Genomic DNA, 14,648 nt, shown 5'->3' with positions numbered 1-14,648 from the left:
TGCGTCGTTGTCGGCAGAGCAGGGCCGGTCCGCCGTACTGGCCCTCACCTTCCTGCGTGGGGCGCTTGCGGCCGGACTGGGGCTGGGCGCGCTCACCATGCTCGTCATGACGCTGTGGATCAGCTCCCCGGCTCCCGGCGACGGCCCCGCCGGGGCCCTTCGAACGGCGGCAGGGCTCTGGCTGCTCACCCACGGTGCCGAGCTGATCAGAACCGACACGCTCAGCGGAGACCCCGCCCCGGTCGGCGTCGTCCCGCTGCTGCTCGCCGTGGTGCCGGTGTGGCTGGTGCACCGAGCGGTCCGGGATGCCCTTGAGCCCGACGAGGGGCGCCCGGCGCCTTCGGCGGCGGGCGCGTTCGCCGTGGTCAGCGGCGGATATCTGCTGGTCGGAGCCGCTGTCGCGTTCTATGCGCAAAGTGGTTCGCTGTCCGTGTACACACCGTCGCTGCTCTTCCCATCGGCCGTTGTGGTGACGAGTGCGGCGGCTGCCGGGGTCTGGACGGCATCGGGGCACCCGATCGCGCCGCCATCCTGGGCGCCGGTGCGCCTGCACGAGAAGCTGGCCCGTACCCGGTTCAGGGAGTGCGCCAAGACGGCGTGCCGGTCGGCCGCGGCCGGGGTGGCGGTGCTGCTCGGTGGCGGGGCGTTGCTTGTCGTGGTGGCGCTGGTGTGGCATGCGCAGGGGGTTCAGCAGTCGTTCGTCCAGCTCTCGGGCGACTGGGCGGGCCGGGTCCCGGTACTGCTGCTCGCGCTGGTCCTGGTGCCGAACGCGGTGGTGTGGGGCGCCGCGTACGGACTCGGGCCGGGCTTCGCGCTCGGTACGGCGTCCACGGTCACCCCGCTGGCCTTCTCGGGGTACCCGGCATTGCCCGTCTTCCCGCTGCTCGCCGCGGTGCCGGCCCAGGGGCCGGGGACGACCCTGAACTGGGCGGCCGGGGCGGTGCCGGTCGCAGCCGGGGTGACGGTCGCCCGGTTCACGGTGCGGCGGGCCGCGCCCGCCCTCGCCGGGCGGGAGGAGGTGTGGAGCCTGCGGGAGACCGCGCTGACGGCCGGGCTGGGGGCACTGGGGTGCGGGGCCGGCGCAGCGGTGCTGGCCGCGGCAGCGGGGGGACCGCTCGGCACCAGGGCGCTGGCGGAGTTCGGCCCGGTCTGGTGGCTGACCGGTGCGGCGGCCCTGGCGTGGACGGCGCTGCTCGGCGTCCCTGGGGCGCTGCTGCTCCGGGCCTGGCGGCTGCGGGGCGGCGACGGTAAACGGGGCGACGGTAAACGGGGCGACGGTAAACGGTGGGTGCGACGACCGGCAAAGGGGACGGCGACGGTGGAGTACGCGCCGGGAGCTCAGGCGCCCGCACAGGGAGCCGATTCGTCGGTGTCCACGTCGGACGAGAGGAGCGACGAATCCGAGCCGTACGACTCCGAGCTGTACGACTCCGAGCTGTACGACTTCCTGCCGACCGCCCCCTGGCACGAACGGACGGCCCGGCCTGGGGAGGCTGGGCCGTCCATGGATCCTCAAGACTCGCGAGGTGTCAGTTCTTGACGCCGAAGAAGGGCTCCAGCGGCTTCGGCAGCAGGTCGTTGCAGGCCATCTGGCCGGACTTGGTCAGGGCGTCGTTCACACAGGTGTAGTAGTCGCGGTAGACGAGCTGCACCGTGAACGTCATCGCGACGATCGAGAGCGCGAGCAGCGCCATCAGCAGGCCGCTGACAGCAGCCGTGGTCTGCTGCCTGCCGTAGCCCGGAGCGGCGGGGGCGCCGGGCGTGGACGCTGGAATGCGCCCGGAACCGGAACCCTGAAGGGGGCCGACAATAGGCGTACCGGACGCTGTGGCGGACCTGGGTGCTCCGGCGGCGCCGCCCGGCGCGGACGCTTCCTTCGGCTTCGCCCGGAGCGCGCTGATCGACCAGTACACGGCAAGTGCGCCGAGCAGCAGGCCGAGCTCCGGGAAGTTGAAGAGCGCGAAGAAGAAGGCCCACATGCCGGAGAGCAGCGCGTAGCGTGCGCGGCGCTGGGCGGGGTCGGTCGGGTCCCAGCGCAGTCCGCCGGGGCTGCCCGCGGGGCCGCCCTGACCGTCCGGCCCGCCGCCCTGGCCTCCGGGGCGACCGCCGAAACCGCCGCTCTGGCGCCCGGGCTGTCGGCTGCTCCACTGGCTGCCCCAGACCGGCCGCTCGTCGCCGGAGCCGCCCTGGGACGACCCGTCGCCGTCGCCGCGGCCGCCGTTCTCGTTGCCGCTTCCGGCGTTTGAAGGGTGGCGGGGCTGCCAGGGCTGGTCGGGCCGGTCCTCGGGTGGTGCGGCGAACGGGTTGCCGTCCGCCGGGCCGGCGGACCCCGACGAACCGGAAGAACCGGAAGAGTCAGAGGGGCCGGAAAAACCGGAAGAAGAGGAAGGGTCCGTGGGGGACCGGCGCTCCCGCAGCATCAGTGGGGTCCGCTCGGGCAGCGGGTGGCGGAAGGCGGTGCGGTGGCGTCGGTCCGGCATGTGGTGAACGTCTTCCCCATCTCGTCATTTCCGCCCTGCGGACGGTTCCCTGTCCCCTGACGCTACCTCCCGGCCAGGAGGGGCCGAAAGCTGGGAGTGTGGCGCAGCTGTCCGAGACTCGTCACCCGGACCCTCTCGCTCTTCACCGCCGCCGGCCCGCAGTCGGCCTGCGGCCCCCTCTCACCCCCGTCCCATGGGGGTCCCCCGAGGTGCCGGTATCGTTGCTGACGGTCGGCCGGTTCGTAGGGTTCCCCGTATCGAGGGGCTCGATTCTTTCGTACGACCATACAAATCAGCGCTGCTCTGCTTCATCACGCGAGAAAGGGCCCAGCCGTGGCCTCCCCGCCCCCCTCCGCCGCACCGGCCCGTCTGGTCGTGCTGGTCTCCGGCTCCGGTACGAACCTCCAAGCCCTGCTCGACGCCATCGGCGACGACCCCGAGGGCTTCGGTGCGCAGGTCGTCGCGGTCGGCGCCGACCGCTCCGGCATCGTCGGTCTGGAACGGGCGGAGCGCGCCGGACTGCCGACCTTCGTGTGCAGGGTCAAGGACCATGCCACCCGCGAGGAGTGGGACGCGGCACTCGCGGCCGCGACGGCCGAGCACCGCCCGGACCTCGTGGTGTCCGCGGGATTCATGAAGATCGTGGGCAAGGAGTTCCTCGCCCGGTTCGGTGGCCGGTTCATCAACACCCACCCCGCTCTGCTCCCCAGCTTTCCCGGTGCCCATGGGGTGCGTGACGCACTCGCGTACGGCGTGAAGGTCACCGGGTGCACCGTCCACTTCGTCGACGACGGCGTCGACACCGGTCCGATCATCGCGCAGGGCGTGGTCGAGGTGGCCGAAGCGGACACGGCGGAGGGCGAAGCCGCTCTCCACGAACGCATCAAGGAAGTCGAGCGCAAGCTGCTCGTCGAGGCCGTGGGGCGGCTCGCCCGTGACGGCTATCGCATTGAGGGACGAAAGGTTCATCTCGGTCATGTCGGTGAATAAGCCCATCCGCCGCGCCCTGGTCAGTGTCTACGACAAGTCGGGGCTCGAAGACCTCGCCCGCGGTCTGCACGAGGCAGGCGTCGAGCTCGTCTCCACCGGCTCCACCGCCGGGAAGATCGCTGCTGCCGGGGTGCCGGTCACCAAGGTCGAGGAGCTCACCGGCTTCCCCGAGTGCCTCGACGGCCGCGTCAAGACGCTGCACCCGCGCATCCATGCCGGCATCCTCGCGGACCTGCGCCTGGACGCCCACTGCGAGCAGCTCGCCGAGCTGGGTGTGGAGCCGTTCGATCTCGTCGTCGTCAACCTGTACCCGTTCAAGGAGACCGTCGCCTCCGGCGCGTCCGCCGACGAATGCGTGGAGCAGATCGACATCGGTGGCCCGTCGATGGTCCGCGCCGCCGCCAAGAACCACCCGTCCGTAGCCGTCGTCACCAGCCCCGAGCGGTACGCCGACGTCCTTGCCGCGGTCAAGGCGGGCGGCTTCGACCTGACCGCCCGCAAGCGCCTGGCCGCCGAGGCGTTCCAGCACACCGCCGCGTACGACGTGGCCGTGGCCTCCTGGTTCGCGGGCGCTGCCGGCGAAGCCGCTGAAGGGTACGCGCCCGCCGACGACTCCGGCTTCCCCGACTTCTTCGGTGCCACGTACGAGCGCAAGAACATCCTGCGGTACGGCGAGAACCCGCACCAGCCCGCCGCGCTCTACACCTCGGGCGCCGGCGGCCTGGCCGAGGCGGAGCAGCTGCACGGCAAGGAGATGTCGTACAACAACTACACGGACACCGACGCCGCGCGCCGGGCCGCGTACGACCACGCCGAGCCGTGCGTCGCGATCATCAAGCATGCCAACCCCTGCGGCATCGCGATCGCCGCCGACGTCGCCGAGGCGCACCGCAACGCGCACGCCTGCGACCCGCTGTCCGCCTTCGGCGGTGTCATCGCCGTCAACCGTCCGGTGACCGTCGCCATGGCCGAGCAGGTCGCGGAGATCTTCACCGAGGTCATCGTCGCCCCGGCGTACGAGGACGGCGCGGTCGAGGTCCTGGCCCGGAAGAAGAACATCCGCGTGCTGCGCTGCCCCGACGCCCCGACCGCCCCGGTCGAGGTCAAGCCGATCGACGGCGGCGCGCTGCTCCAGGTCACCGACCGCCTCCAGGCCGACGGCGACGACCCGGCCAACTGGACCCTCGCCACCGGTGAGGCTCTCTCCGCGGACGGGCTGAAGGAGCTCGCCTTCGCCTGGAAGGCTTGCCGTGCGGTCAAGTCCAACGCGATCCTGCTCGCCAAGGATGGTGCCTCGGTCGGCGTCGGCATGGGCCAGGTCAACCGGGTCGACTCCGCGAAGCTGGCCGTCGAGCGGGCGGGCGAGGAGCGGGCGCGGGGCGCGTACGCCGCGTCCGACGCCTTCTTCCCGTTCCCGGACGGGCTGGAGATCCTGGCCGCGGCCGGTGTCAAGGCCGTGGCCCAGCCGGGCGGTTCGGTCCGTGACGAGCTGGTCGTCGAAGCCGCGAAGAAGGCGGGCGTGACGATGTACTTCACGGGTACGCGGCACTTCTTCCACTGACGGGCTGGGCGCACCGGCTCCTCGCCAGTAGCCGTCTCGCCCGGCGACCGCCGTACGGACAAGGCCGAAGGCCGTAACCCGCGAGCTTGCGCGGGTTACGGCCTTCAGCCGGTATCTGCGGCTGCGAGGCGAGTCGACTGTCGCGGCCGGTCGGCTCAGGCGCGCGGTCGCTGGAACCAAGCGGCCCCGTCCGACTTCGCCACGAAGACGATGATCAGGACGCCGAGCGCGATGGTGACGATGCCCAGGGGCAGCTGGAAGATGCCGCCGAGGCAGATGAACGCGCCGTAGACGATGGCGCAGACACGGGTGGCATTGCCACCGGTCTTCATCTTGAGCGCGAGCGCGACCGAGAGCCCGGCGAAGATCAGCGCGAGCACGGCGGCGAACGCGAGGACGCCCTTGCCGACATTGGCGATCGTCTCGGTGTCGGCGGTGGAGCCGGCGTTATTGACGGCAGCGTCGACCGCACCCATGCCTGCGAAAGCGATGATGGCGCCGATGACCTGGAAGGCGGCGACGACCCACAGCATCACGCGAGCCGCCTTCACGCCGCCCGGCATCTCGACCGGGGCACCCGGGAAGCCGAATCCAGCGCCGTACTGCTGGTTGACCGGCGGGGCCGCGGGATAGCCGCCCTGCTGCGGCATACCCTGCGGGGCCTGCTGCGGGTAGCCGTACCCCGGCTGCCCGCCCTGCTGCTGCTGGCCGTAGGGGTTGTTCGGGTCGCCGAAGCTCATGGCGAATTTCCTCCGTTGCAAAAAGTGCGGGGACGACGCGGTCCGAGCGGAGGAAACATGCGCAATTTGTACGGTCTGTCCCCCCGACACTGTCCGCGGTGCTGCGCGGCTCATCGTGGTCCTGACAAAGACTTTTTGTCCAGTCGATTGCCGAATGCGTTGTGTAAGCGCAACCTGATGGCCACCGTGGGCACCCGGAATTGGTATGCGGGCGGGGTCATCCGCGAATATGGGGGCATGACTGCCCAGATTCTCGATGGCAAGGCCACCGCAGCTGCGATCAAGTCCGATCTCACCGTCCGCGTGGCGGCCCTCAAGGCGCGGGGCATCACCCCTGGCCTGGGAACCCTGCTGGTCGGGGACGATCCGGGCAGCCGGTGGTACGTGAACGGCAAGCACCGTGACTGCGCACAGGTCGGCATCGGTTCCATTCAGCGCGAACTCCCCGACACCGCCACCCAGGAGGAGATCGAGGACGTCGTACGGGAGCTCAACGCCAACCCCGAGTGCACGGGGTACATCGTGCAGCTTCCCCTCCCCAAGGGGATCGACACCAACCGTGTCCTGGAGCTGATGGATCCGGCCAAGGACGCAGACGGTCTCCACCCGATGAACCTCGGTCGGCTCGTGCTGAACGAGACCGGTCCGCTGCCCTGCACCCCGCAGGGTGTCGTCCAGCTGCTCCGCCACCACGACGTGGAGATCAACGGGGCACACGTCGTGGTCGTCGGCCGCGGTGTCACCATTGGCCGCTCGATCCCGCTGCTGCTGACCCGTAAGTCCGAGAACGCCACCGTCACCCAGTGCCACACCGGTACGCGTGACCTCTCGGCCCAGCTCAAGCAGGCCGACATCATCGTCGCCGCCGCCGGAGTACCGCACATCATCAAGCCCGAGGACGTGAAGCCGGGCGCGGCCGTGCTCGACGTCGGCGTCAGCCGGGACGAGCACGGCAAGATCGTCGGGGATGTTCACCCGGGCGTGGCCGAGGTCGCTGCCTGGATCTCCCCGAACCCGGGCGGTGTCGGCCCGATGACTCGCGCCCAGCTGCTCGTCAATGTGGTCGAGGCGGCCGAGCGCAACGCAGCCGGCGCGGTCTGAGCCGACTGCCCCGATCCGGAAGGAACTCCATGGGTGCTGGTACGAGTTCGGCCAACCCGGCCGCCGAGGCGGACCGGACGTCTCCGGTGTCGTCGGGCGCGGACGTCTCCGGTGCTGGTGCGGCAGATGAGGCTGCGCCGGATCGGGCTGAGACCTGTGAGGCAGCCGCGACCGGTGAAGCTGCGAGTGAAAGTCCTGCTCGCGAGGGGACGGTCGTCCGGGGCGACGGGGACGCCGGTGAGGGCTCCGACGCGGACGCCGGTGAGGACTCCGGCGACGCGGACCCGGGCGAGGACACCCGCCCGGAGGCTGCGGCTGCTGCCACCGCCCCCGGCCGCAGCGCCCCGGACGGCGCCACGCACAGGGGTCCGCGTCCGTCGAGGAGGTTCCCGTCGTTCACCCGGGACACCGCGCGCCCCGAGGGCGGCGGCCGGGCCGCACCCGGGGACGCACCCGCCCCGGCCCGGCAGTGGCCGTTGCTCGCCGTGCTGTGCACGGCCGGGATCGGGCTGCTGATCGTGGCCCTCGACCCCTTCGCCGAGGCCTTCAGGATCGGCACGATCCTGATCGGTGTGGCCCTCATCGGGGGTGCCGTGCTGCGGGCCATGATCCCGTCGGTGGGCATGCTGGCGGTCCGTTCCCGCTTCACCGACATGGTGACGTACGGGCTGCTCGGCTTTCTCATCGTGATGCTCGCGCTGGTGGCGCAGCCGAAGCCGTGGCTGGACCTTCCGTTCCTGGAGCAAGCGGTCCACTTCGCGATCCGCTGAGACCAACGACTTCGGGGGAAATAGGGACGGCGCGCAACGGTGTGATCGGCACGCAAAGGTGTGCCCTGCACGCATCGGTGCCGCCTGGGGCGTGCGCGGTTGTGCCCCGAGTCTCGAATCGAACACCCCCGGTACGGCTGGGTGAACGCTGTGTGACGGGTTGTGTGCGGTGCCACAGGGGGCCGGGCGGTCGGGAGGCTCCGGGTCGGATAGCCTGATCGCTGGATATCTCTTCACATCAAGATTCAGAGATGTCCAGCACCAGGGGCAGGAACCCCCACCGCCAGCTGTCAAACGGAGATCGCCATGACCCGCACTCCCGTGAATGTCACCGTGACCGGCGCAGCCGGCCAGATCGGCTACGCGCTGCTCTTCCGCATCGCCTCCGGCCATCTGCTCGGCCCGGACGTGCCGGTCAACCTGCGCCTCCTGGAGATTCCGCAGGGGCTGAAGGCCGCCGAGGGCACCGCGATGGAGCTCGACGACTGCGCCTTCCCGCTGCTGCGCAACATCGAGATCACCGACGACCCCAATGTCGGCTTCGCCGGCGCCAACGTCGCCCTGCTGGTCGGCTCCCGCCCGCGTACGAAGGGCATGGAGCGCAGCGACCTGCTCTCCGCCAACGGCGGCATCTTCAAGCCGCAGGGCAAGGCCATCAATGACCACGCCGCGGACGACATCAAGGTCCTCGTCGTCGGCAACCCGGCCAACACCAACGCGCTCATCGCGCAGGCCGCCGCCCCGGACGTACCGGCCGAGCGCTTCACCTCGATGATGCGTCTCGATCACAACCGCGCGGTCTCGCAGCTGGCAGCCAAGACCGGTGCCGCCGTCTCCGACATCAAGAAGCTGACGGTCTGGGGCAACCACTCGGCCACCCAGTACCCGGACATCTTCCACGCGGAGATCGCCGGCAAGAACGCCGCCGAGACCGTCAACGACGAGGCGTGGCTGGCCGACACCTTCATCCCGACCGTCGCCAAGCGCGGCGCCGCGATCATCGAGGCCCGTGGCGCGTCCTCGGCCGCCTCGGCCGCCAACGCCGCCATCGACCACGTCCACACCTGGGTCAACGGCACCGCCGCCGGCGACTGGACCTCCATGGGTGTCCTGTCGGACGGCTCCTACGGCGTGCCCGAGGGCATCATCTCGTCCTTCCCAGTCACCACGAAGGACGGCAAGTACGAGATCGTCCAGGGCCTGGACATCAACGAGTTCTCCCGTACGCGCATCGACGCGACGGTGCAGGAGCTCATCGAGGAGCGCGACGCGGTTCGCGAGCTCGGCCTGATCTGATCCGTACACCCCTGATCTGATCCGTACGCCTCCGAGGCGTGCCGCACCGCCCCCGGCAGCAGTCGCTGCCGGGGGCGGTTGTATGGACACGGGCGCTCGCCGCATCCCACGAGCCACGGGCCGGGAGGGCCAGGGGGCCGACGGAGGGGCCGGCGGGGTGCGGGTGTGCCGGGTCAGTGCTTCATGTCGCCCGGCGTGTAGTGACCGGGGACCATGCGGGTGGTCACGGCGAACCGGTTCCAGGCGTTGATCGCCGTGATCGCGGCGATGAGGTGGGCGAGCTCCGTCTCGTCGAAGTGCTTGGCGGCCTTCTCGTACACCGCGTCGGGCACGAAGCCGTCGGTCAGTACGGTCACGGCCTCGGTCAGCTCGATGGCGGCGATCTCCTTGGGCGTGTAGAAGTGCTGCGACTCCTCCCACGTGCTGAGCTGGACGATCCGCTCGATCGACTCACCTGCCGCCAGCGCGTCCTTGGTGTGCATGTCGAGGCAGAACGCGCAGTGGTTGAGCTGCGAGGAGCGGATCTTCACCAGCTCCGCCACGACCGGGTCGAGGCCCTTACGGGACGCCACTTCCAGCCGGAGCATCGCCTTGTAGACATCGGGGGCGAGCTCGGTCCAGCGCATACGAGGGGTGTGCTCGGGGTTGAGTGCGGAGGTCGGGTGGTTGTGCTCGTTCGTCGTCATGGATATGACGTTACGGCGGGGGTGGCGCAGCAGTATGTTCGGCGCACCCGCTTTCGGCCGCAGCCGGTGGCCCTCTAATCTGACAAGTGGTCACACTGACTTGATTCGTTACGGGGGAGACAGAATCATGGCCATACGCAGGCTGAGGTCGAGCACGGTGGTGCTCGGTGGCATGGGGGTGCTCGCAGCGATGATCACCTCCTGCGGTTCGGAACCGGACAAGCGGTGCGTCGACTCGCTGACCCATAAAGAGCTGCCCAGCTACAAATGCAAGAGCGGCAGTGGAAGCGGAAGCAGCAGCGGAAGCGGCGGCGGTTCGTACTACTACGGCGGTTCGAGCAGGAACGGCAAGGTGGAGGGCGGCAGCTTCGACAAGTCCGCCGTCGAACGCGGCGGCTTCGGCTGCTCAGGCACCGGAGGCGGCTGAACCGGCATGGAACGCCGCACCACACCGCCCCGCCCCGGCTGGCAGGAGACGGTCGAGAACCAGGGCGTCGTCTACCCGCTCACCCGCTACCCCGACGGGTCGCTGCGCCCGTATTGGGACGAGAGCGCCTACTACGTCTTCTCGCTGCCCGAGGTCGAGGCGCTGGAAGAGGTCGTCGAGGAACTGCACACGATGTGCCTGGCCGCCGCCGCACACATCGTGGAGCGGGACCGCTTCGCCGAACTCGGCATCACCGACCCCCGGTTGGCGGGCCTGATCGCCGAATCCTGGCGCCGCCGCGACGAACTCCCTTCCATCTACGGCAGGTTCGACCTGCGTTACGACGGGACCGGGGCGGCGAAGATGCTGGAGTACAACGCGGACACACCCACCTCCCTGGTGGAGGCCGCGAGCGCCCAGTGGTTCTGGATGGAGGACTGCTTCCCGGGCGCCGATCAGTGGAACTCGCTGCACGAACGCCTCGTCGAGGCGTGGCGCCGACAGGCCGCGCTGCTGCCGGCCGGGCCGGTGCACTTCGCGCACTCCGAGGGCGACGAGATCGGCGAGGACCTGATGACGGTCGCCTATCTGCGGGAGACCGCCGAACAGGCCGGACTCGACACGGAGGCACTCTCCGTGGAACAGATCGGCTGGGACCGGCTGACCGGCCGGTTCGTGGACGAACGCCTCCGGTTCATCCGCAGCTGCTTCAAGCTGTACCCGTGGGAGTGGCTGGCGACCGACAAGTTCGGGCCGCATGTGCTGGACACCCTCGACAACGGCGGCTCCACCGGCACCACCTGCTGGATCGAGCCCGCCTGGAAGATGCTCCTCTCCAACAAGGCGCTCCTGGCGATCCTCTGGGAGCTCTACCCCGGCCACCCGAACCTGCTCGCCTCCTACCTCGACGGCCCGCGCGAACTCGCGAAGCAGGGTGAGGATTCCGGGGGCCGCGGCCGGGGATACGTCGCCAAGCCGCTGCTGGGCCGTGAAGGGGCCGGGGTCACCATCCACGAACCGGGAAGTCCCGCGGCGCCGCGGGACGAGCCGTGCTGCTACCAGGAGCTGGCACCGCTGCCGGACTTCGACGGCAACCGGGTGGTGCTGGGGGCATGGGTCGTCGAGGACGAGGCGGCCGGGCTGGGCATCCGCGAATCGGCGGGACTGGTCACGGACGAATACGCCCGCTTCCTGCCTCACGTCATCCTCTAGGGCCGCGACCGCGACCGCGACCGGCGACCGGCGACCGGCCGAGGATGACGTGAGAGGCGACCTGCGACCTGTGGCCTGGGCCGTCGGTCGTCAGCCGCGCAGGACACCGCGGAGCTGCTCCAGCCCCCAGTCCAGGTCCTCCTTGCTGATCACCAGCGGCGGGGCGATCCGGATCGTCGAGCCATGGGTGTCCTTGACCAGCACCCCGCGGCCCATCAGCTTCTCGGAGATCTCCCGGCCGGTGCCGTGGTGCGGGGCGATGTCGACGCCCGCCCACAGCCCGCGGCCCCGTACCTCCTCCACCGCGCCCCTGCCCACCAGCAGCCCCAGCTCCTGGTGGAGGTGCTCGCCCAACTCGGTGGCCCTCTGCTGGAATTCGCCGGTACGGAGCATCGCGATGACCTCCAGTGCGACCGCACAGGCAAGGGGATTCCCGCCGAACGTCGAACCGTGCTCACCGGGCCGGTACACCCCGAGCACATCCTTCGACGAGACCACCGCCGACACCGGCACCACACCACCGCCCAGCGCCTTGCCGAGCACATACATGTCCGGCACGACACCCTCGTGCTCACAGGCGAAGGTCTTCCCGGTCCGGCCCAGGCCCGACTGGATCTCGTCCGCGATGAACAGCACATCCCGCTCACGGGTGAGTTCACGCACCTGGGGGAGATAGCCGGGCGGCGGTACCAGCACCCCGGCCTCGCCCTGGATCGGCTCCAGCAGCACCGCCACGGTGTTCTCGGTCATCGCCTCCGCGAGCGCGGTCAGATCCCCGTACGGAACGATCTCGAACCCCGGCGTGTACGGACCGAAGTCCTCCCGTGCCTCCGGGTCCGTGGAGAAGCTGATGATCGTCGTCGTCCGGCCGTGGAAGTTGTTCGCGGCGACGATGATCTTCGCCATGCCGTCCGGGACCCCCTTCACCCGGTAGCCCCACTTGCGGGCGGTCTTCACCGCGGTCTCCACGGCCTCCGCCCCGGTGTTCATCGGCAGCACCATTTCCATGCCGCACAAATCCGCGAGCCGCGTACAGAAATCGGCGAACCGGTCGTGGTGGAAGGCGCGCGAGGTGAGGGTCACCCGCTCCAGCTGTGCCTTGGCCGCGTCGAGCAGACGCCGGTTGCAGTGACCGAAGTTGAGTGCCGAATATCCGGCGAGCATGTCGAGGTAGCGCCGGCCCTCGACATCGGTCATCCAGGCTCCATCCGCCGAAGCGACGACGACGGGCAGCGGATGGTAGTTGTGCGCGCTGTGCGCCTCGGCGGAGGCGATGGCAGTTTCCGTGGTCGACACGGGATCTCCGTTCGTCGTGCGGCGTGGGCGGAGGTGGTGCCCCTTTGTATCGTCGGTCGGAACCCTGTCGAGGAAACCTTCGATTCACGGCGCGCCCGTCCACCGCACGCAGCCGCTCAGCCGGCCCGAATGTGTTCCACGTCTCATTCGCGGCGCCGTGCGTCCGGCGCCCACACACCTTCCGTACCGGCTGCCGGAGATCGGTTCCGTACCTGAGAGAATGGGTTTCATGGCCTCTGAACGCCCCCGCGTGCTCTCCGGAATCCAGCCCACCGCAGGCTCGTTCCACCTCGGCAACTACCTCGGTGCGGTCCGCCAGTGGGTGGCGCTGCAGGAATCCCATGACGCCTTCTACATGGTCGTGGACCTGCACGCGATCACCATTCCGCAGGACCCCGCTCAGCTGCGCGCGAACACCCGGCTCGCCGTCGCCCAGCTGCTCGCCGCCGGTCTCGACCCGGAGCGCTGCACGCTCTTCGTGCAGAGCCATGTCCCCGAGCACGCCCAGCTCGGCTGGATCATGAACTGCCTCACCGGCTTCGGCGAGGCGTCCCGCATGACGCAGTTCAAGGACAAGTCCGCCAAGCAGGGCGCCGACCGCACCACGGTCGGTCTCTTCACGTACCCGATGCTGATGGTCGCCGACATCCTGCTGTACCAGGCCGACCAGGTCCCGGTCGGCGAGGACCAGCGCCAGCACCTGGAGCTGACCCGTAACCTCGCCGAACGGTTCAACGGCAGCTACGGCGACACGTTCACCGTGCCGGACCCGTACATCCTCAAGGAGACGGCGAAGATCTACGACCTTCAGGACCCGTCGTCGAAGATGAGCAAGTCGGCGGCCACCCCGAAGGGCCTGATCAACCTCCTCGACGAGCCGAAGGCCACGGCAAAGAAGGTCAAGAGCGCGGTCACCGACACCGACACCGTCATCCGCTTCGACCGGGCCGAGAAGCCCGGGGTCAGCAACCTGCTGACCATCTACTCCACGCTGACCGAAACCGGTATCGCGGAACTGGAGCAGAAGTACGAGGGCAAGGGCTACGGTGCGCTCAAGACCGATCTCGCCGAGGTCATGGTCGAGTTCGTCACACCGTTCCGCACCCGCACCCAGGAATACCTGGACGACCCGGAGACGCTGGACTCGATCCTGGCCAAGGGCGCGGAGAAGGCCCGCTCCGTCGCGGCCGAGACCCTGGCCCGGACGTACGACCGGATGGGCTTTCTGCCTGCGAAGCACTGAGTCCAAGAACCCTGGCGGTTCCGCAGCCGCAGGCGTCACACTGGCGATGGGAAGTTGACCCGGTGGATGGTCGAAAACAGGCCATCGACCATCGAGGATTGAGGAGAACGACGTGGGGACCGTAACGCTCGGCGTTTCGATCGCGGTCCCGGAGCCCTACGGCAGCCTGCTTCAGGAGCGGCGCGCGAGCTTCGGGGATCCTGCCGCATACGGCATTCCCACCCATGTCACCCTCCTCCCGCCGACCGAGGTCGAGGCGGCCGACCTGCCCGTGATCGAGGCGCATCTCGCGCAGATCGCCACGGGCGGCCGCCCCTTTCCGATGCGGCTGGCCGGCACGGGGACCTTCCGTCCCCTTTCGCCGGTCGTCTTCGTCCAGGTCGTCGAGGGCGCCTCGGCCTGCTCGTGGCTGCAGCAGCGGGTCAGGGACGCGTCCGGGCCGCTGGTGCGCGAGCTGCAGTTCCCGTACCACCCGCATGTGACGGTCGCGCATGACATCGCCGAGCAGGCCATGGACCGGGCGTACGAGGAGCTCTCCGACTTCGCGGCCGCCTGGACCTGCGATTCCTTCGCGCTGCACGAGCAGGGCCCGGACGGCGTCTGGCGCAAGATCAACGAGTTTCCGTTCGGTGCCGGCGGCGGCGCGCCCGCCGTGCCCGCGCAGGGCGGCTTCTCCGTGGACGAGCCCTCCCTGCATCCCTGAGAGGCTGTCGGGCGGCCTCTGATCGGGCGGCCACGCCCTGGCACGCACGCTTCCCGCGTTGCCGGGATGTCCTCGTAGCGCTGCTACGAGGACATCCCGGCGCCTTGGAATCGCACGCACCAGACCGCGTCCGCTTTCCGATC

General features: G+C 69.7%; 14 protein-coding genes. 10 read left to right on the top strand and 4 right to left on the bottom strand.

Annotated elements, in window-relative coordinates; genetic code table 11:
• Positions 1–7 precede the first annotated feature (7 nt).
• Positions 8–1,540 carry a cell division protein PerM gene (locus tag ABT115_RS09090; RefSeq protein WP_351785854.1) on the top strand — a complete coding sequence of 511 codons (1,533 nt, stop codon included), beginning with the start codon at positions 8–10 and terminating at the stop codon, positions 1,538–1,540.
• On the opposite strand, the gene ABT115_RS09085 is transcribed toward ABT115_RS09090, so the two are convergent.
• Entirely contained in the window at positions 1,530–2,480 is a 951-nt protein-coding gene (locus ABT115_RS09085; protein WP_351785853.1) for a hypothetical protein, read from the bottom strand. The two genes, ABT115_RS09090 and ABT115_RS09085, sit on opposite strands and share 11 nt — an antisense overlap.
• 333 nt (positions 2,481–2,813) lie before the next feature.
• Between ABT115_RS09085 and purN the strand changes: the two genes are divergently transcribed.
• Together purN and purH are read left to right on the top strand one after the other, a co-directional pair.
• Positions 2,814–3,470 (top strand): phosphoribosylglycinamide formyltransferase, encoded by a 657-nt coding sequence (purN, locus tag ABT115_RS09080; RefSeq protein WP_327273415.1) that lies wholly within the window; start codon positions 2,814–2,816, stop codon positions 3,468–3,470.
• Complete coding sequence (gene purH, locus ABT115_RS09075) at positions 3,457–5,031, top strand: bifunctional phosphoribosylaminoimidazolecarboxamide formyltransferase/IMP cyclohydrolase (protein ID WP_351785851.1); 1,575 nt, start codon at positions 3,457–3,459, stop codon at positions 5,029–5,031. The genes purN and purH overlap by 14 nt, the downstream gene beginning before the upstream one ends.
• A 155-nt stretch (positions 5,032–5,186) precedes the next feature.
• Here the strand turns inward: purH and ABT115_RS09070 are convergent, their stop codons facing one another.
• Positions 5,187–5,771: a hypothetical protein gene (locus tag ABT115_RS09070; RefSeq protein ID WP_351785848.1), complete on the bottom strand. Its 585-nt coding sequence runs from the start codon at positions 5,769–5,771 to the stop codon at positions 5,187–5,189.
• A gap of 237 nt (positions 5,772–6,008) precedes the next feature.
• Here ABT115_RS09070 and ABT115_RS09065 point away from each other — a divergent pair, with 237 nt between their 5' ends.
• From ABT115_RS09065 to ABT115_RS09055, 3 genes are all read left to right on the top strand, one after another.
• Entirely contained in the window at positions 6,009–6,872 is an 864-nt protein-coding gene (locus ABT115_RS09065) for a bifunctional methylenetetrahydrofolate dehydrogenase/methenyltetrahydrofolate cyclohydrolase (protein ID WP_351785846.1), read from the top strand.
• A gap of 29 nt (positions 6,873–6,901) precedes the next feature.
• Entirely contained in the window at positions 6,902–7,642 is a 741-nt protein-coding gene (locus ABT115_RS09060; protein ID WP_351785844.1) for a DUF3017 domain-containing protein, read from the top strand.
• Between the two features lie 306 nt (positions 7,643–7,948).
• Complete coding sequence (locus ABT115_RS09055; RefSeq protein ID WP_351785841.1) at positions 7,949–8,938, top strand: malate dehydrogenase; 990 nt, start codon at positions 7,949–7,951, stop codon at positions 8,936–8,938.
• A gap of 173 nt (positions 8,939–9,111) precedes the next feature.
• On the opposite strand, the gene ABT115_RS09050 is transcribed toward ABT115_RS09055, so the two are convergent.
• Positions 9,112–9,624 carry a carboxymuconolactone decarboxylase family protein gene (locus ABT115_RS09050; RefSeq protein WP_351785839.1) on the bottom strand — a complete coding sequence of 171 codons (513 nt, stop codon included), beginning with the start codon at positions 9,622–9,624 and terminating at the stop codon, positions 9,112–9,114.
• A gap of 127 nt (positions 9,625–9,751) precedes the next feature.
• Here ABT115_RS09050 and ABT115_RS09045 point away from each other — a divergent pair, with 127 nt between their 5' ends.
• Positions 9,752–10,051, top strand: coding sequence for a hypothetical protein (locus ABT115_RS09045; protein WP_351785836.1), 300 nt, complete (start codon positions 9,752–9,754; stop codon positions 10,049–10,051).
• A gap of 6 nt (positions 10,052–10,057) precedes the next feature.
• A complete protein-coding gene (locus ABT115_RS09040; RefSeq protein ID WP_351785833.1) occupies positions 10,058–11,263 on the top strand; it encodes a glutathionylspermidine synthase family protein in 1,206 nt (401 codons plus the stop codon).
• A gap of 90 nt (positions 11,264–11,353) precedes the next feature.
• On the opposite strand, the gene rocD is transcribed toward ABT115_RS09040, so the two are convergent.
• Complete coding sequence (gene rocD / locus ABT115_RS09035; protein WP_351785831.1) at positions 11,354–12,559, bottom strand: ornithine--oxo-acid transaminase; 1,206 nt, start codon at positions 12,557–12,559, stop codon at positions 11,354–11,356.
• 229 nt (positions 12,560–12,788) lie between these two features.
• Between rocD and trpS the strand changes: the two genes are divergently transcribed.
• Positions 12,789–13,802, top strand: coding sequence for a tryptophan--tRNA ligase (gene trpS / locus ABT115_RS09030; RefSeq protein ID WP_351785828.1), 1,014 nt, complete (start codon positions 12,789–12,791; stop codon positions 13,800–13,802).
• Between the two features lie 112 nt (positions 13,803–13,914).
• Positions 13,915–14,505 (top strand): 2'-5' RNA ligase family protein, encoded by a 591-nt coding sequence (locus tag ABT115_RS09025; protein WP_351785825.1) that lies wholly within the window; start codon positions 13,915–13,917, stop codon positions 14,503–14,505.
• Positions 14,506–14,648: the final 143 nt, after the last annotated feature.

This window comes from Streptomyces sp. NPDC001832 (assembly GCF_040297265.1).
GTDB lineage: Bacteria > Actinomycetota > Actinomycetes > Streptomycetales > Streptomycetaceae > Streptomyces.
The sequence above is the reverse complement of the archived record's forward strand: the minus strand, read 5'-3'. Positions and strand labels throughout refer to the sequence as shown.

Bases quoted from the DNA above. Each gene is read 5' to 3' on its own strand.
- ABT115_RS09085 (WP_351785853.1), bottom strand. From the start codon at position 2,480: ATGCCGGACCGACGCCACCGCACCGCCTTCCGCCACCCGCTGCCCGAG.
- purH (WP_351785851.1), top strand. From the start codon at position 3,457: ATGTCGGTGAATAAGCCCATCCGCCGCGCCCTGGTCAGTGTCTACGAC.
- ABT115_RS09070 (WP_351785848.1), bottom strand. From the start codon at position 5,771: ATGAGCTTCGGCGACCCGAACAACCCCTACGGCCAGCAGCAGCAGGGC.
- ABT115_RS09065 (WP_351785846.1), top strand. From the start codon at position 6,009: ATGACTGCCCAGATTCTCGATGGCAAGGCCACCGCAGCTGCGATCAAG.
- ABT115_RS09060 (WP_351785844.1), top strand. From the start codon at position 6,902: ATGGGTGCTGGTACGAGTTCGGCCAACCCGGCCGCCGAGGCGGACCGG.
- ABT115_RS09055 (WP_351785841.1), top strand. From the start codon at position 7,949: ATGACCCGCACTCCCGTGAATGTCACCGTGACCGGCGCAGCCGGCCAG.
- ABT115_RS09050 (WP_351785839.1), bottom strand. From the start codon at position 9,624: ATGACGACGAACGAGCACAACCACCCGACCTCCGCACTCAACCCCGAG.
- ABT115_RS09045 (WP_351785836.1), top strand. From the start codon at position 9,752: ATGGCCATACGCAGGCTGAGGTCGAGCACGGTGGTGCTCGGTGGCATG.
- ABT115_RS09040 (WP_351785833.1), top strand. From the start codon at position 10,058: ATGGAACGCCGCACCACACCGCCCCGCCCCGGCTGGCAGGAGACGGTC.
- trpS (WP_351785828.1), top strand. From the start codon at position 12,789: ATGGCCTCTGAACGCCCCCGCGTGCTCTCCGGAATCCAGCCCACCGCA.